Source organism: Nitrosopumilus sp. S6 (genome assembly GCF_054515815.1).
On sequence record NZ_JBTNRI010000001.1, the window covers coordinates 130,131 to 149,750 of the forward strand.

A 19,620-nucleotide genomic window follows, 5' to 3' on the forward strand; every position below is an offset into this window, starting at 1 on the left:
AATTTTTTTGAGGTATAGCTGTATTTGATACTAATGTTAGTGGTTACATTTGCATGGAATAAGTTTTGTATCAAATGTACAGTCATGTGGACCATCTGATTTTCCTTGAGTTGGAATCTCTTTCATACAATCTTCATGTCTGCCCTTTCTACAAAACCAACAGATTTCTTGTGTATCTCCAGTTGCACATGAATCCATAATTTCTATGAATTTTTGTGGGTAAAAAACTTCGTGGAATCTTAGATGTATGTTAACCAAGGCAAGAATCTTTCATCTTTGCCCATTACTACATCCGTAAATGATTTTTGTAGTGCTTTAGTAATGTTGCCCATTTTTCCATTACCGATTTTTACTTTGTCAATTTGTGTTACAGATTTTACTTCAGCAGCAGTACCTGTCATGAATATTTCGTCTGCAGCATAAAGATCATCTCTTTCTAGGTCTCGTTCAATAACAAATCCGCCATTCTCTTCAATGATCTGGATGACACTATCTCTTGTAATTCCTTCTAGTCCTCCTGCTGATAATGGAGGTGTTTGGATAATATCGTCTTTTACGACAAAGATATTTTCAGCACTGCCTTCGGCAACTTTTCCGTGCCAATTTAACATGATGGCTTCATCATATCCATTTTCTAATGCCTCCATTCTTGCTAAAGCTGCATTTGCATAGTTTGATGCTGCTTTTGCTTGTGTTGGTTGAGATCTAGAATCAATTTTTATCCAACTAGACACTTTGCATTTTGCTCCTGAGAACTTTCCTGCTTTTGATTCTCCCATTTTCCATTCCCAACATGAAATAGAAGCGTCTACTTTGTTTTGTGTTGGGGTTAAACCCATTGTTCCATATCCATAATAGGCTAATGGTCTAATGTAACACTCTTTTAGTCCACTTGCTTTTACTGTCTTGATAATTCCGTCAGAAATTTCTTTTTTGGAAAACTGCATTTTCATAGAATACAATTTTGCTGATTTGAAGAATCTGTCTACGTGTTCTGGAAGTCTAAAAATGGCAGAACCATTTGGTGTATTGTAACATCTGATTCCTTCAAAGATTGATGTAGAATAATGTAATGCGTGAGTTAGAACATGCACTTTGGCATCTTTGAATGGCACTAATTTCCCGTTCATCCATATTTTTCCAACTTCTTTCATAGGAGAGGAAAAAAACTATGCTAATTTAAAGAATTATTTTTTGATACTATTCTTAACATGAAACTACATATCTGACTAGAATGAAATTGTATTATGGAGTGGACTTTGGGGTATATTGCAATTGCACTCCTGGTTATTGGGTTAGTTGGCCAGGCTTTTGAAATGAGAAAAATTCGCCAAACTACTTACCGTGATGAACAGTTAGGCTCGCCGACAATTTTTACAAATAAGAAAAATTTCAAGTGGTATGGAATTCTTGGAATTGGAATAATTTTATGGTATTTTGCTGAGCGTATGTAATCTGATCTATATAGATCAGCTCTAAATAGTAGCAAATGTAAAGTATAGTATCGCGTGTTTAGGGTAACGCCGGACTGAATCTAGATAATGGTCCAAGAACAAACCCTTGATGGCGCTACTGGTGTAAAAACCCGTGCGCCACACTTTCACTAAATAAAATTAATTTCTGAAATTTCTTGGTGTATTGCAATGATTGCTTTTCTAATGTTGTCTTTTGTATCTTCTACAACAATAATTATTCTTGAAGTTTCTTCTTGTGCATCCATATTCAAAATGTTTAATCCTGCTTCACCAATCTTTGCACTTGTTCTAGATGCAACTTGTTGAACTCTCCACATTTCATCTCCAATTAACGTGATAACTCCTCTGTTGTATGTTATTGTTGCAAGAGAATCAAACCCTAGCAAGTATTTTTCATTTCTCTTTACATAATCTCCGTCCAAAAACAATATTCTTGAAAATTCTATTCCATCTTTAGTAAATGGAGATAGAATAACAAATTCACTGTAACGTTTGTCTTTCTCCAATGATGTCAATAATTTCTGTATTGATGTTGTTTCTATTCTAAAAATTGCACAATTTTCCTTTCCTGTAACAATTTTGATAGGATGTCCTTTTTGTTCATGTAATACCCTCTTTATTGTGGTGACTTTGTCTGGATTTTTCATATTTGTGATTGTAATTGGCATATCTACCCCGTTTTCAACAATTTCTTTAATGGCAATTGGATCTAAAATCTTCATTCCGAACATTCCTGCAAGTCTTGCTTCATTATATGATAATTGATGAACTTCTCTTAATCCTGATTCTATTATTTTTGGATCAGCTGAAACTACTGCACTATCTTTCTCAAAATCAACACTGGTTTCATATTTTTTATGAAATAAAATTCCTAGATCTGCAGCAGTACGATCAGAACCTCCACGCTCATACGTAGTTGTGATATTGTCAACTGTTTTTCCAATGAATCCTCCTATGGTGACTACTTCGTTTTGTTCAAGTAATTCTGCGGCTTTATCCATTTTTGAGCGAGATTCTGATGTGAGAAAATTTGTTGATTCTATGTTGTTATCTGTGATTATCGGCCAATCCTCAAAGTCAACCGTCTCGGTTTTGATGTTGTTACTTCGTAAAATGTAGTTCATTACATGTGACATTAATATCTCTCCTGAGAATGCCAACGCACGTGAACGTACTTCATCAACGAATTCTTTATTCTCAAATGCCTCATCTAATGCTTTTTTAGCCTTTTCAAGATTTTGTTCAATCACCTCTTTGCATTTTCCTTTGTTTTCCGCATCAACTAATTCCAAAATTTTTTCATATGTTGATTTGATAATATCTAATGATGGTGAAATCCCATTTTCAGCATTTCTACCTTGCTCTAACATTACATCTGTAAGTGAACGTTTTTTCCCATTATCCATTGTTAAGGGAGCCGAAAAAACTGCAATTACTTTGGAGTATTTCTTTAAATTAGTAATTCTTTGAATTATTTCTGGAATAGATGCTCCATCTGGACCTATTGCACTTCCTCCAAACTTTGCTACTACTAATTTTGTCATGGTACTCTAACAAAAATCAATAGTTATCTATTAAGCTTTGAATAATTTTGGCAGCCTTCTTTGCACCTTCAGTATTGATTTGGTTTCTTTTTTCTTCCAATTTGGATATGATTAATTTGTCAAGCCTTTCTATATCTTCAAAAACAAACCCCTGCTCTTTAGCATTGTCTTCTTGTTCAAAATGACCTTTAATTGGAATGAATATTGCAGGTGTTCCATACGCATTAGCCTCATCTATTGTCGATTTTCCTGCAAGCGAAATTAAAACATCAGCTGCATAAATTATCTCATGTAAATTTTCTACGAATCCCAAATTTTTTACGTTATCGTATTTTTTATGAACTGATGGTCCTGATACTAGTACAATTTGAATATCTTGATTTACTTTCTTAATTGCATCTAATGCTTTTTCAATTAGAAAATAACCTGCATCAGTTCCTCCAATTGAAATAACGATAGTTTTTTTATCAAACAAAAATTTTTCTCGTAATTGCTCTCTAGTATGATTTGTTTGTCGTACTATTGGTCCTACTCTTTGAATATTGTTTTCTGAATCTCCAATTTCTGGTAATATCACAACTTCACATTTCTTTATAATTTCAAACATTGATTTATTCATCTTTTTTTCAATAAATGAAGCCAGACCTTTTGTAAAATGTGTCTCTAAAATATCAGTAATTAAAACAGTTGGAATTTTCATCTCTTGAGATACTGATAGTGATGCAAAATCTTCATCACTAATCACTACTCTTGGATTATCCTTTCGTAAAATTTGCTGTGAAATATTTTTACAATCTTTGTAATATTGATAGTACTTCCAAAGCCATTTCGCAGGATTTTTCAGTGTGCCATTTTCAACAATAAATGAAGGTGGATTGTATACATCATTCACTTGAATCTCTAATTTTTTTAGAATTTTTGTAGCTCCACTACCTGTAACAAAATTTGTTGTAATATTATGTAAGTTGTTCTTAATTGCAATATCTCTTGTTACGTGACCTAATCCAATTGGACTGGAAAAAAAATTTACAAGAACCATGAAATTGCTATTTTTTTATCAAATTTTTAGATTCTGACCTTTCTCAAAGTTTAAATGGTTTTTAACTACGTTGGTTTCTGGGCTCATAGTCCAGGTCGGTTATGACGTCGCCCTTACACGGCGAAGATCCGGGGTTCAAATCCCCGTGGGCCCATGTTTTTCAAAATCTTATTAATGATAATTGATATCAATATGTGATTCATTTGGTAAAAAGAAGAATTCGAACTGGTAGAGGTACAAGAGTTATTGAAGTCGATGACAAGGATTCAGCTTGGGCAGGAAATGATTTCAAAAAACTTCAAGATGCAAGAAAAAAAGCATCTTCAGACAAATATATCACTGTAGGTCGTGGAACTGGCAAAATTAAGTTCGGTGATATTGAAAGCACACCCGTCAAATCCACTAAAGGTATGTGGGTAAGTTCTGGACGGGGAACTGGAAAAAGAAAACTCTGATAACCAATACCAACAATTAGTGAATGTACATTCCCTAGATGGTTTTATCAACCGTTTTCAATAATAAATTAATGAAAAAAATTTTTTGATTGTAAGCTATTTGAAAGAACGTACTTTTCTAACAACTTTGTTATGATCTAGAGAAGCAGTTGTGGTAATATACAGAATATGGTTTTTTCCTGCAGGAACAACCAGTCTCTTGACTTTATCATATTCTGCAACAACATATTTGCATGGCCCTAGAGTTCTCATCAGTTTCTTTCGTTGCTTCCAATCTTTTGCTGCAGCCTTTAATGATGCCATACTTTGTTTCTTTGACACCAAAAGATTCACCTTCTTAGAACGTGCTGAGAATAGCAATTTGCCATTAAGATCACAGACACTCACTACTCTTACAGAAGGACTGACTTTCAAAATTTTTTCAACAGCGTCTTGAATTTCCATAATTGTTAGAAAACTTTCTAGATGATAAAGATTTTCTAAACTTTAAAATATTTATTTTTACATTTTTTTTGAAAAATATGCCTGATTTGATTCTTTTACTTTAATAATTCCTATTTTATAGATCAGTAATGGATTATGAAAAATTTTGTTCTCAGATTTTAGATGCTGATCCCAAAATTAGATTTGCTACAGTGTATGATGAATGGGCAGTCCGTGTTGGTGGAGGTATGCGCGAAGGCGTAAAAAACTTGCTTTCAGATCATGCAGAAAAAGAATTGGTGAATCTATCAATATTAGATTGGAAAGCACGCAAAGATATGTCAAAATGGCTTGGAAAAACCATCTATACTCTTGGTGAATATGACAAGGTTAAACGATTCTCATTTTATCTTGGTGATGATCATCTGCTTCTTGTGAGTTCTGAAAAAGATGATGATACTAATACTGTAGTTGATGAAGTTATTCGACTATACTATGAAAATCAAGATGAAAAATAATTTATCCTATTTTACAACAGTTCTTACTTTGTAATCCTCTTGCAATCCAATAAATAGAAAAAATCAATACTACTACTGATACAAATTTTAATTCCAATCCTTGCATTGGAAATAAAGATAATCCTCCAATTGCACCTAAAATTACTGCAAGTGGTGCAGTACATGCAGGACATCCTGGTGTAAATGCTGCAAATGCTCCACCTAAAACTGCTGATGAATTTGCTTTCACTGAATTCATCATCTTCATTCTTTTCATCTTAAATGCCATCATAGCAAAATTGATTCCAGCTAATGCTGATATTACAACTGTTAATGCAATTGATGTTATAATGTATGTTGGAGATATTTCTACTTCTACACTAAAATGGGATGGAAGCATTGACATTGTTAAAAAATAATAGATTATCCCTAGTCCTGTACCACTAATTATGGCAATTGAAGCATATCTTTTCATGCCTAAAACATTTTGAATTAATTGTAATTTGCTTACCAAACAAGGTATTTTGAGATTCATCGTATTTTAACTATATTTTCATAATCAAAGATTTTTAGCCTTAAACGCCTTGGAACTATTATGTCAGAATTTTCTTCTGAAGAAAAAATAATCTTGATTCAATATGGGATCAAAAAATATGAGGATGAGGCAACTTTATTTGAAAAACTAAAAACTATCCTTTCTGAAAAAGACATTCAACGAAATATTGATACTCTAATTGGAACTCAAAGAGTCAGGCGTATAGGTCCTGAAATTCTCCAAAATAATGAGAGTCATACAGAATTGCCTGAATTACCTGATAATCTTAAACCTGTAATTGATAATTTGTAAAGTTAAAATCTTAAATTGACCTCTAGTGAGTTTTTGATATGAACAATATTATTCTATTTTCAAGCATTTTTGCTATGGCAATATTTCTGTCATTTTCTATTGATTCTGCTTTTGCACATCCTCATTCAGGCCAAATAATGATTAATGGTCATACACACGAAGCTCAAACGGAAATCCTTCCATTATATGGAATGATAGGTCTTGAAAAGTCAACTATTCTTTTTCATGCATCTGAAGATAATACTTTGCCTTGGGGATTTGTAGAAGGAAAAATTGCAAACCATGTTGAAGGATATCCAGTAATAATTCAGATTTTTCAAAATAATGATGCTGTTCATTTTGCTCAGACTGATGTGAGTGAAGATGGAAAATATGAATACAAATTCAGAGTTTTACACTCTGAAAATGGAAATACCAAGAAAATCTTTGATGGGGATTATTCAGTAAATATATTCAAAGTAGTATATCTGAATCAAGAAAATTTTGTCTAGAATCCTCTTAATCCTTGAGGACGTATAATCTCTGGATGTTGCTTCATCCATTCTATCTTGTCTAACATTTCTTGTTTGTCTTGAGGGAAAGTACCTTTGATGGTATATGCATTTGAGCCATGATTTGCTCTAAATACAATCTCATCTTTTGTTTCAATTTGTTGAATTAAACTTTGTAATTCTTCTAATGATTCATCATCATCGATTCTCACAAATTCTCCTTCATATTTGTCAAGAAATTCTTGTTTAATTCCGTTTTCTAAATAAAGAGTTAATGCACCTACATAATTTGGAGAACAAGCACTAATCACTTCAGCAGTACCTTTGATATGTTCTTTCGAATATTTTCTACCACCCAAACCCAAAATCACCATACATGACATTACATAACCTGCATCTTTTGCTTTGTTAACTGATTTAATGATAGTTTTTCCAATTGCTCCTTTTGTCACTTTTTTTAAAACTATATCTGAACCACTTTCAATTCCTAAATAAAACATGTCCAGACCCGCTTCATTCATTTTTTTCAATTCTTCAGAAGTTTTCTTGAGAATGTTCATAGGCATTGCATAACAAGAAATTCTTTCAATCTTTGAAAATTTTTCTCTAATGTATTTTACAATTTTAATCATATATTCAGAATCAAGATTTAATGCATCTCCATCTGCAAGAAAAACTCTTCTAGTATCAGGCAAATATTTTGCCATCATGTCAATTTCTGATTTTACTTCATCCCATGGTCTTTCTGAATATTCTTTTGATCTATACATATCACAAAAAGAACATTCGTTAAATGAACAACCTAACGTAACTTGAAAAATTAATGATCTTGCTTCTGAAGGTGGTCTGTATAGAGGCGCATCATAATTTAACATCATTTTTTATTTCAGCTATTTTTGGTAAATCATGTTTTTTATACTTTCATTATATTGACACAAAATACCTTTTAGTAGTAGGCGAGAAGATTTGCATTCGTATGGCAAATGATCCTGATGCAAAAAGATTACTCTGGTTCATTTTTGCTGGTTCTCGAGGAGGACTGAATAGATTAAAAATTATTTCAAAATTAAAAGAAAATCCGTTAAACACTAATCAATTAGCAAAAGAATTGGGTCTTGACTACAAAGCAATTCAACATCACATTAAAGTTCTTGAAAAAAATAACTTGATAACAAAAACAGGTGAAAAATATGGTATCATATTTTTCATTTCTACCTTTCTTGAAGTAAATATGGAGACATTTGAAGAAATTGAAGAAAAATTGGACAAAAGTAAATAAAAGCTCAAGAGGTGTTTTTCTCTAAATGGAGCCCACCTCTCTGATTTTGTCAATTGTCTCAATTATCAATATGGGAATATTGGGAATTTTGATTGCGATATTTGGAAACATGTATGGAAAAACAAGAGCTCAACTACCACTAGGAATGATTGTTGTTGCAGCTATGTTGTTTTTACATAATGTAGTTGGCTCAATGGCTTATTTCTCAATGGAACATATTTTCTCTAATGAAATATTTCCTTACATGTTAGGAGTTGGAGTTGCAGAGTTAGTGGGATTAATAATCTTCTTAAAAATCACTTTGGATTAATCTTAGTTTAATTGTAACAAAATCTGCTAAAATATATGTTGCAAGAATATTTGAAACTTAACAAAAATATTCTAATTGCATTTGCTGCATCAATAATAATTTCCGCAATTATAGCACAAATTTTAGCTGATCAAGCTGACTATCTAAACACAACTTATACTACTATTGCTGATTATGTCATTTACTTTTCTGTTTTTAGTGGACTGTTCTATCTTGATAATCGTAAAAAATATCGCTTAAAATCCGGAAAAACCGATACAAAGAAACTAAAACATGATCTAAAAAAATTAGTTACTTCACTTGGAATTGGAGAAATTGTTTATACTATAGTTAGATGGTTATTGCAATATTATTTCCTTGTTCTAAACTATGATCCATATTTAGCATCAATTGTATCACAAGGATTGTCTACAATCGTTTACATGATAGTAGTAAATCTAAGTGTCAAGATAACGAGGTTGTACAAAGATGAGCATTAGTGTTTATGTTGATGGTTCAGGAGGTTCTAGTGGTGGATATGGTTTTTTTGTAAAAGAAACCGGAGAATCATTTTACGAAAAAAAACCTGAAATCACAAATAATCAGGCTGAATATTTGGCAATAATTTCTGCATTAAACAAGTTTGTTGATAGCGATGAAGAAGTTACAATTTACAGTGATTCAAAAAATACTGTAAACCAACTTAATCATGAATTTGCAATAAATAACGAACAACTACGTAATCTGGCAAGAGAAGCTTGGGAAATGATTGGAAAATTTTCTAATTTGTCAATTATCTGGGTCCCTCGAAAAGAGAACTTGGCAGGAAAGATGCTGGGAAGCTAAATTCTAGAGATCAGAAATTTCTATGAATAACTTTATTATACAAAATCTTTTGATCATCGTTACATGACAGAATCTGTCGTTTTATCTCCAAAATCAATTGCAGTAATTGGTGCATCTGACAAACGAGGAAGTGTTGGTGCTACTATTACATCAAATATCATGAATGGTTTTAAAGGAACAGTCTATCCAATTAGCCCTTCAAGAGAAACAGTATTTTACAAAAAAGCATACAAGAGTGTTTTAGATGTTCCAAAATCAATTGATCTTGCAGTAATTGTTATCAAAAATACATTGGTTGCACCGGTGTTAGAAGAATGTGGTAAGAAAAAAATCAAAGGCGTAATTATCATCACAGCTGGATTCAAAGAAGTTGATGAAGAAGGAGCAAAACGTGAACAACAAATCAAAGACATTGCTAAAAAATACAACATTCAGGTTATTGGACCTAATTGTCTTGGCGTCATGAATCTTGATCCAAAGACAATGATGAATTCTACTTTTCTAAAAATTACACCAAAATCAGGAAAAATTGCACTTGTATCACAAAGTGGTGCCATTTGTGCTGCATTAGTTGAAGATGCTAGTGCACAAGGAATTGGATTTTCTGCAGTTGTGAGTCTTGGAAATAAAGCTGCAATGAGCGAAGTTGATGTTCTAAAAATTCTTGCAAATCACAAACAAACAGAAGTTATCGTCATGTATCTTGAAGATATGGGTAATGGTCAGGAGTTTCTTAAAGTTTGTAAAAATATTACTAAAAAACTCAAAAAACCTGTTCTTGTTCTCAAATCTGGACGTAGTCCTGAAGGTGCAAAAGCTGCCATGTCTCATACTGGAGCCTTGATGGGTTCTGATGAAATCTATGATGCATTACTAAAACAATCTGGTGCAATCAGAGTTGATACTATGGAAGAACTCTTTGATTATGCAACAGCATTTTCAAAACAACCTTTGCCATCTAAAGGTGATTTAGTAATTGTTTCTAATGCTGGTGGTCCTGCAATTATTTCTACAGATGCATGCTCAAAAGCCAAAATCAAGATGGCAGATATTACAAGTGTAAGAAAAAACATTGATCAAGTAATTCCACCTTGGGGAAGTTCAAGAAACCCTGTAGATATTGTTGGTGATGCTGATTTCAATAGATTCCATAATGTTTTGGATCGTGTCTTAAAGCATCCAAAAGTTGGTTCTGTTATCTCAATGTGTACTCCTTCAGGAACATTAGATTATGATAAACTTGCAGAAGTTATTGTTGCCATGTCCAAAAAATACAAGAAAACCATGCTTGCAAGTTTGATGGGGTTAGATGAAGGAATAACTAATAGAGAAATTTTAGCTGCTGGAAATGTTCCATATTATACATATGCAGAAGGTGCAATCAGAACTCTTGCTGCCATGATTAGATTTTCTAATTGGGTAAAATCCTCTCCTGGTAAAATAACAAAATTCAAAGTAAACAAAACTAAAGCCAAAAAAATATTTGATAAAGTTAAAAAAGAAAAAAGACCAAATCTCTTAGAAGAGGAAGGCCAAGAAGTTCTCAAAGCGTATGGTTTGCCACTTCCTAAAAGTGCACTTGCTAAAAATGAAGCAGAAGCAATAAAGATTGCAAAAAAGATTGGCTATCCTGTTGTAATGAAAATTGCATCTCCTCAAATTATTCATAAATCTGATGCAGGTGGTGTTAAAGTCAATTTAACAAATGATGCTGAGATTAAAGATGCTTTCAAAACTATTGTAAAGAATGCAAAAAAATACAACAAGAAAGCTGAGATTAAAGGTGTTTTGATTGTAGAGATGGTTAAAGGCGGTAAAGAATTGATCATTGGTTCTAAACTAGAACCTGGATTTGGTCCAGTGATTATGCTTGGCATGGGTGGAATCTATGTTGAAGTTCTCAAAGACGTAACATTCAAACTTGCTCCAGTTACTGACAAAGAAGCTGATGATATGATTGCATCAATTAAAACTCAAAAACTCCTTCAAGGTGTTAGAGGTGAAAAACCATCAGATATTGCAAAACTCTCTGAATGTATTCAAAGACTATCTCAACTAGTCTCTGATTTTAAAGAGATTAAAGAATTAGACATGAATCCTGTCTTGGTTATGGAAAAAGGCAAAGGTTGTAGAATTCTAGATGTTAGAATAGGCCTCTGATCGCAGTTTATTCGTAAATTTTCACACGCACAAATTTAGAATATTTATACACCATGAAAATGATTATGTTACATGGCTAATGTCCTAAAGACAATTAGGAGTGGCGAAGATTATATTGAAAGCCTTAGAGGACGTGATCTCAAAATTTACCTCTTTGGAGAATTAATAGAAAATTATGTTGATCATCCAATTATTAGACCTTCAATTAATGCAGTTGCAGAAACTTATGATTTAGCGGTTCGTGAAGAAGCACTAGCATCAGCTGACTCATCTCTTTCTGGATTGAAAGTTAATCGATTCTTGCATATTGCTGAAAGTGCAGAAGATTTGGTTTTACAAAATAAAATGCAAAGAAAACTAGGACAAAATACTGGAACTTGTTTCCAAAGATGTGTTGGAATGGATGCACTGAACTCTTTACATTCTACAACTTTTGAAATTGACGAAAAACACGGAACTGATTACCATAAAAGATTCTTAGAATTTGTAAAGATGGTTCAAAAAGAGAATCTTGTAATTGGTGGTGCTATGACTGATCCTAAAGGAGATAGAAGTAAAGGACCTTCAGAACAAGATGATCCTGATCTATTTACACGAATAGTTGATACTGATGAAAAAGGAGTTTACGTTTCTGGTGCTAAAGCACATCAAACTGGTTGTATAAACTCTCACTGGATAATCTTGATGCCAACTATTAGACTAACAGAAAATGATAAGGACTGGGCAATTGTTGGTGCAATTCCTGCCGATGCAAAAGGAGTTACTTACATTTACGGTAGACAATCTTGTGATACACGAAGTATGGAAGAAGGTGATATTGATGATGGTAATGCAAAATTTGGTGGACAAGAAGCACTGATCATTTTAGATAGAGTATTCATTCCATGGGATAAAGTCTTCATGCATGGAGAATACGAGTTTGCATCAATGCTTGTAGAACGTTTCACATGTTATCACAGACGAAGTTATGTTTGTAAAACAGGACTAGGTGATGTTCTAATTGGAGCAGCAGCAACAATTGCAGACTATAACGGTGTCCCTAAAGTTTCACACATTAAAGATAAGATTATTGAGATGACTCATCTTAATGAAACAATATTTGCAGCAGGTATTGCGTCTTCTCATCAAGGTCATAAGATGAAATCAGGTGTTTATCTTAATGATGATATGCTTGCACAAGTTTGTAAACATAATGTTACTAGATTCCCATATGAGATTAGTAGATTAGCTCAAGATATTGCAGGTGGTTTAGTAGTTACACTTCCATCTGAAAAAGACTTTAGACATCCAGAAGCAGGTCCATTACTCAAAAAATACCTTGCCGGTAGAAAAGGTGTTGATGTTGAAAACAGAATGAGAATTTTAAGATTAATTGAAAATATGACTTTGGGTAGAAATGCTGTTGGATATCTTACTGAATCAATGCATGGAGCAGGTTCCCCCCAGGCTCAGAGAATTCAAATTCAAAGACAGATGCAAGTAGGATACAAAAAAAATCTAGCAAAGAATCTAGCTGGAATTACAAATGATATAGAAGAACCTAAAGAATCTTCAGAATACTTTAAACGAGTTTTCAAAACAAAAGACTCTGTTCTTTAAAAATTAACTGTAATATTTTGTTGTGACACAATTTTTGTTTGAACATTTTTTGTGATCATGTATATTAACTGTAAATTCTTAAGGTATGAACAATGACATACACTACAAAGATTTTTCGTAAGGCGACAATCTTTCCAGTTCTATTAGCAATAGGATTCATGTTTACAACACCAATGCTTTTGGATGTTACAGCAGCTCCTGGTGGAAATGGAAATGGAAATGGAAATACATCTATACCCTCTGATGCACTTCTACCAGATATTTCTCCTGGTATTCCTAAACATCTAGCAATTCATAATCAACAACAAAATGAATTTTTGAGATTCACAAATGTTTTTGGTAATGTAGGTGCAGGTGCTCTTGAATTTGAGCCAGACTTTTTAGGTAGTGATCCAATTGAAGGTGAAACTACTAAAGCATTCCAAAGTCTGTATAATGAAGATGGCATATTTAGACAACCTACACAAACAGTATGGCGTGAAATTGTAAGTGAATTTGAGTTTCATGATATTCATAATCACTGGCATATTTCAGATGTTGGAGAATTTTCTGTAAGACATGTTGCAACTGACGAAAATGGAAATGATGTTCCTGGTGATATTGCATCACTACCAAATGGAAATCAAGCAACTTCAGTAAAAGTTGGATTCTGTATTTCTGATGTATATCAAATCGATGGAGAAAGTCCAGCTACATCTCTTAAATGGTATTGGGAGTGTGAAGTTGGATTCCAAGGAATTCAATCAGGTTGGGTTGATCAATATCACCAATCAGTTGAAGGTAATGAAATTGATATCACAGATCTTCCAAATGGAACATATTTCTTGACACACACATGGAATCCTGCATCGAGCTTTGTTGATGCCGATGATAGCAATGACACATCTTGGATCAAATTTGAATTATCTGATCAAGGTAATGGAAACCGAAAAATTACTGAATTAGAAGCATTTGCTCCTGAATGTAATCCTGATGGCTCAACCCCTGGATTGTGTGGAGATCTACCAAAGAATGCATAATTCTTTTTTCTTTTTTTCTTAAAATCAAAGATCACTAATTAAGTAATTCTACTCTTCTTGAAACTTATAATTTCTCAGGATCCTTTTTTAGTAATTTTCACGTAGTTATACTACCAAGCAAACAGGACGATCTAATGCTGTTTTTGGCATAATGTGAACCTGTTTGCCTGAAATTAACGAATTATTCTTTCTTCTTTTCTTTAGATTTTTCACTAGATTCTGCAGGTTCATCCAATTTAGCTTCAGATGATTTCTCCGTATTTTCAATATTATCTAATTCTGTAGGCTCAGAGTATTCCTTATCTTCTTCAATTTTATCAATGTCTGATAATTCTTCAATAGTATTTGGATTTTCTGAATCTAACGTATCTGTAAATGGTAATTCTTTTTCCTTTTTTCTTTTTGTTAACTGTTTTACAATCATTATTCCAATCACAATTGCAATTATGACATAGTTAATGGGCGGTTTTAGTAACTGCGTGATATAACCTACTTGTGGGAGTGTATATGCAACTTTTCCAATATATTCTTCTTCAGTAATTGGAAAGTCTGTTCCAGGAATTGAAGCTGGATTTGCATCTCCTTTTGTCCTAATCGTTCTAGGATCTTCATCTATGATGGATGCAACTCTGTGCACAATCACTCTATTATGATCAGATGGACGATCGAACACAATAATGTCTCCTACCACAAGCTCTTCAAATGGTTCATGTCCTGAAACAATCAAAACATCATAAACTTCTAAAACTGGAATCATGCTTCCACTTGCAACTACATAAAATGGGTTTTGTGTTCCAAATGCAATTTGTAGGCCAATCCAAATTACCAATACTCCAACTGCAACAATAACAATATCTTTGATAACTCCTTTTGAAACAGACTTTTTTCCCAATTACATAATCGCCTATAGTACCCTTGATTAAATTTACTAGCTATTGAAGTGGTGTTCCACATTCTTCACAGAATTTTGAACCTTCTTTATTTGAAAATCCACAGTTTGAGCACTTTCCTGGAGGAGCACTTTCTTCTGGCTTTCCTAATAAGATGACTTCTCCCACTTTTTTGATATTATTCCATGGGATGCTGCCCTCTGTTCCATCATTTTGAGTAATTACTAGAACCATTGATTGTGTTGAATCAATTCCAACTTGCTTTGCAATTCCAATTTTATTGGCATTTTCGTCATATACTGCTCTACCTTCAATTGAACTTACTGATGTTGCAGGACCTGGTTGAGTAGCTGTTTCTTGTGATGATTGTTCCACTGGTTGTGGAATATTCTCTGCTACTTGTTGTGGTTGCTCAACTTGAGGTACTGTCTCTGGTTGTGGTTCTATTGGTTTTGCATTTCCAACATCACCTGCTTCATCTTGTTTCTTAAATTCTCTATATTCTGCAATTGATGATTCACATGTGTTGCAGATGTATTGCCCTCGTTCTGCAAGAATTAAATTTTCTGCAACCTCCTCATTTGGATTCTCAAATTCAATTTTTGGAGCTCCTTCAAATTCTTTTTCACAAGTATTGCAAAAATGTTTAGAAATTTTATCAGTATCTAATCTACCAATTGGTGCTAAAAACAGATCTGGGCCTCCAAGGTTTCCTTTCATCTGTTGTTCATCTGTTACACGGGCCATTACATAGCCACCAGAACCTCTTAATTTTTTTATTCTAAGTTCCGAACTCATAACTGGGATTTATCAAAACGTCATTTAAGTATATATCAGAATTAATTTTCCACCCAAAAAATATGGTGGAATTCTGGTGAACGTTTTTAGGTATGAATAATAAATTATCAATACAATGGGAATAACACAAATTTCTGATGCAAAGTCTTGGGAAGTCGATGTGATAAACTCTGACATTCCTGTATTTGTAGACTTTTGGGCCGAATGGTGTGGTCCATGTAGAATGGTGGGTCCAGTAGTTGAAGAACTGGCAAGTGACTATGATGGCAAAGTAAAATTTGTCAAGGTTAATGTTGATGAGGCTAATGAATTGGCATCAAAATACAATGTCTTTAGTATTCCAACCTTGATCCTTCTTAACAAAGGTGAGATAGTTAGTCAGCAAGTAGGTGCTGCTTCTAAGGAATCATACAAAAATATGATTGACAGAGCCCTAGCATAAATTCTCAAAAAATACGTTTTTCTTATTTTTTCATCTAATTTTGTAATCTAAATTCTATATCTTTTGTTTATTCGCAAAAAATTTGATAAATGAATAAAAACACAACCCAAAGAGTAGTTTAGGGGCCGGTAGTTTAGGGGTATAATGCCTCGTTCGCAACGAGGATGTCGAGGGTTCGATTCCCTCCCGGTCCACTTTTCCAGAAACTATTATACATAAACACTGAATATTATCTTCATGGAAGTATTTGATGGCAAAAAAGCAGCACAAGAATACATGTCAAAACACACTTTGGCCTTTTCTACACCTGAATTAACTCTGATGAGGTTTGCATTTTGGTTAGGAGATTCTGTACCTGATCCAAACAATGATGGAAAAGGTATTCCAAGAATGATGACTTTTCTAACAGAACAAGACTTTGAACCTGTTTTAATTGATGATGACAAATACGAACCTTCTGGAGCAGTTAGGAGCTCTGGATTGATGGGTAATGCTTACACTGAACAAAAAACTGATGGAAAGTTTTGTTCAGAATGTGGTACTAGTCTTTCAGCAACAGCAAAGTTTTGTCCAGAATGTGGAACAACTCAAGAATAAACTAATTTTTAATTTCTATTTTTATGCTTTAGCTCCACACTTTGTGCAGAATTTTGCATTTGGTCTTAACTCTGCACCACATGATGAACATCCATTTCCATTATTTTGTGGTGCAGTTTGTCTTGGCATTAATGTAGGGTCTGGTGATGGTAATGTACCGACATCATTGAATGCCTGTTGTGCAGATACAATTCCTGGTGGGCCCCCACCTACTGGATTTTGTGCAGTTCCTGCTCTTGGTGGCATACCTCCTGCCATCATCCCTGGTTGTCCCATACCTGGCATCAACCCAGGTGATTGTGTACTTCCAGAACCTGAACCTATTGATTTTTTTAACTCAAAAATCACTTTGATTGCTAGAAACTCTAATGCAGAATATGCTACTGTGTAATCTCCTAATTTTTGAAAGAACTCTTTATCACTAAGTTGACCTTTTTTGTACATGTTGTTAGTATCAAGGAATGATTCATAGTATCCTTGAGACTCATCAAACAAACTTTGCAGTTTATCAAAGAGCATGTTTAGTGTATCAACTTCACCAAATGACATACTCTGCTTCGATTTTTGGAATATTAATTACTTTAGGATCTAAACTTGGCTAGAATAACTCTCTCAGAGAAAAAAACAGTCTCCTTTACTATGGAGACTCTGTAATGTATTAACTAGTTTATGTGAGCTTTTGGGCCCCAGCTAACACCGCGAGATGTCTCTGACTCAATGAATATCATACTATCATGTCTTTGTTAAAAAATCAGAGTCAAAAAGAATCACTTTTTACTAAATCTTTTTTGGTAATTTCTTAATATTCTACTTTGTCTTTTAAAAATTAATCATAAACAATATTTGTCCTGCTATTCGATGCAATCTGTGATCAAAAATATAGTGGCAACTATAGCTAGTGTTACTTCAGTATCTGCCATCGTAATATTCTTTATTCCGTTAGTAGATGAATTTGAAACATTCAATTGTATTACTGCACCTTGTGAAATGCCAAAAATTACTATTTTTGAATCATTTCAAAAACAATATTCTATAATTGATAATTTTGAAGAATGTGTTTCTGCAGGAAATCCTATAATGGAGTCTCATCCACGGCAATGTAGAACTACTGATGGTAAACACTTTGTTGAGAAAATTAATTCTTGATGATTATGTCATAACAGTAACTTCTTTTTCTGACATTCCACCATAACCTGGATCAATTTTTTGTTTTGGATTAAGTGAGGTGTCATGATGACATGGTTTGTTACAAACTGGACAAAACTTCCTGTCCATTACTATACATTGACATATGTGATTTTTTACATATGCTTGTGCAGCTTGATTCCATTCTCCTGTGCCATTACAATATACACATACATTTGAACCACTAGAACCAACCCCTTTGCAAAAGTCACATACATCTTCGGTCATATCTATTATTGTCGTATGTGGTTTTTGTATCAATATATTTGAAAAGATTGACTATCTCAACGCATAATAGACTGCAGGCAATAAAATTTCTAGATGACGTATGATACTGTGATTGTTGATTCACACGTTATACTACCACAAGGGATGGTTGATAAAAATATCATAATTGATGATGGAAAAGTAGTTGGTCTTACACATGATCTTCCTGCATGCGATACCAAAATCAATGGAAATGGATTGATTTCTGTTCCTGGTCCTATTGATACTCATGTTCACTATGGTGTTTATTCTCCAATTAATGAGGCAGCAAAAACTGAATCTCATGCAGCTGCAATTGGTGGTGTTACAACTATGATGAGAATGCTTCGATTAGGAGATCCTTTTTCTAGTTCACTACAAGCTCAGTTAGATGCTGCATCTCAAAATCATTATGTTGATTATGCAATACATGCATCCATCTTTACTCCTCAACAAATTAACGAAATGAGTTTTTGTGTAAATAAAGGAATAACATCATTCAAAATTTACATGAATCTTGGAGGTGAAATTGGTCATGTTTACATGGATATGCCTCCTAATTCTTCTGAACTTGTTGCATCTAATGTTGATGTAACTAATGAAATTGTTGAACAGACAGTAAAAACTGCAGCTTCTCTTGGATGCCCTGTTTTGGTTCATGCAGAAGATTATGAATCATGTGGATGTGGAATACAAACTGCAAGAGAGAAAAAACAAGATGGATTGTCTGCATGGTCTGAAAGTCGTTCTCCTGAATTTGAGGCAAAAGCAATTAAAACAGTATCAAAGTTTGGACGTGATTATGATTGTGTTATTTACTTTGTTCATATTGGTTCTGAACAAGCTCTCAAACAAATTCAAGAAGAAAGAAAACTTGGAACAAAAATTTTTGTAGAAACATGTCCTCATTACTTAACACTATCTTATGAAAAACAAAATGGATATCTTGCTAAAGTAATGCCTCCAATAAGAACTGAAAATGATCAAAAAGCTGTATGGAGCGCACTTTCTACTAATCAAATTGATACTATAGGCACAGACCATGTTGCAAATCAACTCAAACTCAAATTGGATGGTGATGATGTTTGGTCTGCGTTAGCTGGATTTCCAGGAATTGGAACCGTACTTCCTATATTACTTAATGACGGAGTAAATCAAAATAGAATCACTTTGGAGCAATTTGTTCGATTTACAAGCCAAAATGCAGCCCAAATCTTTGGAATGTTTCCTCAAAAGGGAACTCTTGAAAAAAATTCTGATGCTGATGTTACTATGATAGATCTGAAAAAAGAAAAAAAGGTTACATCTGAACTGTTTGGTGGCTTTTCTGATTACATAGTTTATGAGGGAAGAAATCTAAAAGGATGGCCTGTTAAAACCATTGTAAGGGGAGAATTAGTATCTGAAGACTTTGAAGTGATTGGAAAACTTGGACATGGTAAACTTGTTCCAAGAAAAATAAACTAATTGTTTTAACTGTAAAAAATACATTATATTTA

General features: G+C 33.5%; 27 protein-coding genes and 2 tRNA genes. 18 read left to right on the forward strand and 11 right to left on the reverse strand.

From position 1 onward, the window contains the following. Positions 1 to 36 precede the first annotated feature (36 nt). Both ACX12B_RS00705 and ACX12B_RS00710 read right to left on the reverse strand, forming a co-directional pair. On the reverse strand, positions 37 to 198 hold the full coding sequence (locus tag ACX12B_RS00705; RefSeq protein ID WP_459352167.1) for a hypothetical protein: 162 nt from the start codon (positions 196 to 198) through the stop codon (positions 37 to 39). 41 nt (positions 199 to 239) lie between these two features. Further along, positions 240 to 1,154 carry a branched-chain amino acid transaminase gene (locus ACX12B_RS00710; RefSeq protein WP_459352168.1) on the reverse strand — a complete coding sequence of 305 codons (915 nt, stop codon included), beginning with the start codon at positions 1,152 to 1,154 and terminating at the stop codon, positions 240 to 242. A 93-nt stretch (positions 1,155 to 1,247) separates the two neighbouring features. Between ACX12B_RS00710 and ACX12B_RS00715 the strand changes: the two genes are divergently transcribed. Further along, positions 1,248 to 1,454 (forward strand): hypothetical protein, encoded by a 207-nt coding sequence (locus ACX12B_RS00715; protein WP_459352169.1) that lies wholly within the window; start codon positions 1,248 to 1,250, stop codon positions 1,452 to 1,454. 149 nt (positions 1,455 to 1,603) lie between these two features. Here the strand turns inward: ACX12B_RS00715 and ACX12B_RS00720 are convergent, their stop codons facing one another. Both ACX12B_RS00720 and ACX12B_RS00725 read right to left on the reverse strand, forming a co-directional pair. Continuing rightward, positions 1,604 to 3,019 (reverse strand): amino acid kinase family protein, encoded by a 1,416-nt coding sequence (locus ACX12B_RS00720; RefSeq protein ID WP_459352170.1) that lies wholly within the window; start codon positions 3,017 to 3,019, stop codon positions 1,604 to 1,606. Positions 3,020 to 3,035: 16 nt separating this feature from the next. Continuing rightward, the gene (locus ACX12B_RS00725) at positions 3,036 to 4,058 is read right to left on the reverse strand and encodes a glycosyltransferase (protein WP_459352171.1); all 1,023 of its coding nucleotides are present in this window, start codon (positions 4,056 to 4,058) and stop codon (positions 3,036 to 3,038) included. 79 nt (positions 4,059 to 4,137) lie between these two features. Here ACX12B_RS00725 and ACX12B_RS00730 point away from each other — a divergent pair. Together ACX12B_RS00730 and ACX12B_RS00735 are read left to right on the forward strand one after the other, a co-directional pair. Further along, positions 4,138 to 4,212, forward strand: a tRNA-Val gene (locus tag ACX12B_RS00730). Positions 4,213 to 4,261: 49 nt separating this feature from the next. Beyond that, on the forward strand, positions 4,262 to 4,513 hold the full coding sequence (locus ACX12B_RS00735; RefSeq protein WP_459352172.1) for a hypothetical protein: 252 nt from the start codon (positions 4,262 to 4,264) through the stop codon (positions 4,511 to 4,513). A gap of 96 nt (positions 4,514 to 4,609) precedes the next feature. Here the strand turns inward: ACX12B_RS00735 and ACX12B_RS00740 are convergent, their stop codons facing one another. After that, entirely contained in the window at positions 4,610 to 4,957 is a 348-nt protein-coding gene (locus ACX12B_RS00740; protein WP_459352173.1) for a hypothetical protein, read from the reverse strand. Positions 4,958 to 5,085: 128 nt separating this feature from the next. On the opposite strand from ACX12B_RS00740, the gene ACX12B_RS00745 reads away from it, so the two are divergent. Next, positions 5,086 to 5,454, forward strand: coding sequence for a hypothetical protein (locus tag ACX12B_RS00745; RefSeq protein WP_459352174.1), 369 nt, complete (start codon positions 5,086 to 5,088; stop codon positions 5,452 to 5,454). 1 nt (position 5,455) lies between these two features. Here the strand turns inward: ACX12B_RS00745 and ACX12B_RS00750 are convergent, their stop codons facing one another. Next, positions 5,456 to 5,968, reverse strand: a complete 513-nt coding sequence (locus ACX12B_RS00750; RefSeq protein ID WP_459352175.1) for a hypothetical protein — start codon at positions 5,966 to 5,968, stop codon at positions 5,456 to 5,458. Positions 5,969 to 6,028: 60 nt separating this feature from the next. Between ACX12B_RS00750 and ACX12B_RS00755 the strand changes: the two genes are divergently transcribed. Further along, a complete protein-coding gene (locus ACX12B_RS00755; RefSeq protein ID WP_459352176.1) occupies positions 6,029 to 6,280 on the forward strand; it encodes a hypothetical protein in 252 nt (83 codons plus the stop codon). Between the two features lie 38 nt (positions 6,281 to 6,318). Next, positions 6,319 to 6,771 (forward strand): hypothetical protein, encoded by a 453-nt coding sequence (locus ACX12B_RS00760; RefSeq protein WP_459352177.1) that lies wholly within the window; start codon positions 6,319 to 6,321, stop codon positions 6,769 to 6,771. Here the strand turns inward: ACX12B_RS00760 and ACX12B_RS00765 are convergent. Continuing rightward, a complete protein-coding gene (locus ACX12B_RS00765; protein WP_459352178.1) occupies positions 6,768 to 7,649 on the reverse strand; it encodes a radical SAM protein in 882 nt (293 codons plus the stop codon). The two genes, ACX12B_RS00760 and ACX12B_RS00765, sit on opposite strands and share 4 nt — an antisense overlap. 98 nt (positions 7,650 to 7,747) lie before the next feature. Between ACX12B_RS00765 and ACX12B_RS00770 the strand changes: the two genes are divergently transcribed. From ACX12B_RS00770 to ACX12B_RS00800, 7 genes are all read left to right on the forward strand, one after another. Then, positions 7,748 to 8,050: an ArsR/SmtB family transcription factor gene (locus ACX12B_RS00770; protein WP_459352179.1), complete on the forward strand. Its 303-nt coding sequence runs from the start codon at positions 7,748 to 7,750 to the stop codon at positions 8,048 to 8,050. A 25-nt stretch (positions 8,051 to 8,075) separates the two neighbouring features. Then, positions 8,076 to 8,360, forward strand: coding sequence for a hypothetical protein (locus ACX12B_RS00775; RefSeq protein WP_459352180.1), 285 nt, complete (start codon positions 8,076 to 8,078; stop codon positions 8,358 to 8,360). Between the two features lie 35 nt (positions 8,361 to 8,395). Then, a complete protein-coding gene (locus tag ACX12B_RS00780; protein WP_459352181.1) occupies positions 8,396 to 8,839 on the forward strand; it encodes a hypothetical protein in 444 nt (147 codons plus the stop codon). Beyond that, positions 8,829 to 9,185, forward strand: a complete 357-nt coding sequence (locus ACX12B_RS00785) for a reverse transcriptase-like protein (RefSeq protein ID WP_459352182.1) — start codon at positions 8,829 to 8,831, stop codon at positions 9,183 to 9,185. Before ACX12B_RS00780 ends, ACX12B_RS00785 begins: the two co-directional genes overlap by 11 nt. Positions 9,186 to 9,248: 63 nt before the next feature. Continuing rightward, positions 9,249 to 11,345, forward strand: coding sequence for a 4-hydroxybutyrate--CoA ligase (locus tag ACX12B_RS00790; RefSeq protein WP_459352183.1), 2,097 nt, complete (start codon positions 9,249 to 9,251; stop codon positions 11,343 to 11,345). Between the two features lie 72 nt (positions 11,346 to 11,417). Further along, entirely contained in the window at positions 11,418 to 12,944 is a 1,527-nt protein-coding gene (locus ACX12B_RS00795; protein ID WP_459352184.1) for a 4-hydroxyphenylacetate 3-hydroxylase family protein, read from the forward strand. A 92-nt stretch (positions 12,945 to 13,036) separates the two neighbouring features. Then, the gene (locus ACX12B_RS00800) at positions 13,037 to 13,963 is read left to right on the forward strand and encodes a lysyl oxidase family protein (RefSeq protein ID WP_459352185.1); all 927 of its coding nucleotides are present in this window, start codon (positions 13,037 to 13,039) and stop codon (positions 13,961 to 13,963) included. A gap of 181 nt (positions 13,964 to 14,144) precedes the next feature. Here the strand turns inward: ACX12B_RS00800 and ACX12B_RS00805 are convergent, their stop codons facing one another. Continuing rightward, positions 14,145 to 14,855: a signal peptidase I gene (locus ACX12B_RS00805; RefSeq protein WP_459352186.1), complete on the reverse strand. Its 711-nt coding sequence runs from the start codon at positions 14,853 to 14,855 to the stop codon at positions 14,145 to 14,147. A gap of 40 nt (positions 14,856 to 14,895) precedes the next feature. After that, positions 14,896 to 15,651, reverse strand: a complete 756-nt coding sequence (locus ACX12B_RS00810; protein WP_459352187.1) for a zinc-ribbon domain-containing protein — start codon at positions 15,649 to 15,651, stop codon at positions 14,896 to 14,898. Between the two features lie 115 nt (positions 15,652 to 15,766). Between ACX12B_RS00810 and trxA the strand changes: the two genes are divergently transcribed. The 3 genes from trxA to ACX12B_RS00825 all read left to right on the forward strand — a co-directional run bounded on the left by trxA (position 15,767) and on the right by ACX12B_RS00825 (position 16,690). Beyond that, a complete protein-coding gene (gene trxA, locus ACX12B_RS00815) occupies positions 15,767 to 16,093 on the forward strand; it encodes a thioredoxin (RefSeq protein WP_048069783.1) in 327 nt (108 codons plus the stop codon). Between the two features lie 122 nt (positions 16,094 to 16,215). Next, positions 16,216 to 16,287 (forward strand) — tRNA-Ala (locus ACX12B_RS00820). 43 nt (positions 16,288 to 16,330) lie between these two features. Further along, complete coding sequence (locus ACX12B_RS00825; RefSeq protein ID WP_459352188.1) at positions 16,331 to 16,690, forward strand: zinc ribbon domain-containing protein; 360 nt, start codon at positions 16,331 to 16,333, stop codon at positions 16,688 to 16,690. 21 nt (positions 16,691 to 16,711) lie between these two features. Here ACX12B_RS00825 and ACX12B_RS00830 read toward each other — a convergent pair whose 3' ends face one another. Further along, the gene (locus tag ACX12B_RS00830) at positions 16,712 to 17,239 is read right to left on the reverse strand and encodes a zinc ribbon domain-containing protein (RefSeq protein WP_459352189.1); all 528 of its coding nucleotides are present in this window, start codon (positions 17,237 to 17,239) and stop codon (positions 16,712 to 16,714) included. A gap of 333 nt (positions 17,240 to 17,572) precedes the next feature. On the opposite strand from ACX12B_RS00830, the gene ACX12B_RS00835 reads away from it, so the two are divergent. Beyond that, positions 17,573 to 17,836, forward strand: a complete 264-nt coding sequence (locus ACX12B_RS00835) for a hypothetical protein (protein ID WP_459352190.1) — start codon at positions 17,573 to 17,575, stop codon at positions 17,834 to 17,836. Positions 17,837 to 17,839: 3 nt separating this feature from the next. Here the strand turns inward: ACX12B_RS00835 and ACX12B_RS00840 are convergent, their stop codons facing one another. Beyond that, positions 17,840 to 18,103, reverse strand: coding sequence for a hypothetical protein (locus ACX12B_RS00840; RefSeq protein ID WP_014962486.1), 264 nt, complete (start codon positions 18,101 to 18,103; stop codon positions 17,840 to 17,842). Between the two features lie 93 nt (positions 18,104 to 18,196). Here ACX12B_RS00840 and ACX12B_RS00845 point away from each other — a divergent pair, with 93 nt between their 5' ends. Next, the gene (locus ACX12B_RS00845) at positions 18,197 to 19,588 is read left to right on the forward strand and encodes a dihydroorotase (RefSeq protein ID WP_459352191.1); all 1,392 of its coding nucleotides are present in this window, start codon (positions 18,197 to 18,199) and stop codon (positions 19,586 to 19,588) included. Positions 19,589 to 19,620 lie beyond the last annotated feature (32 nt).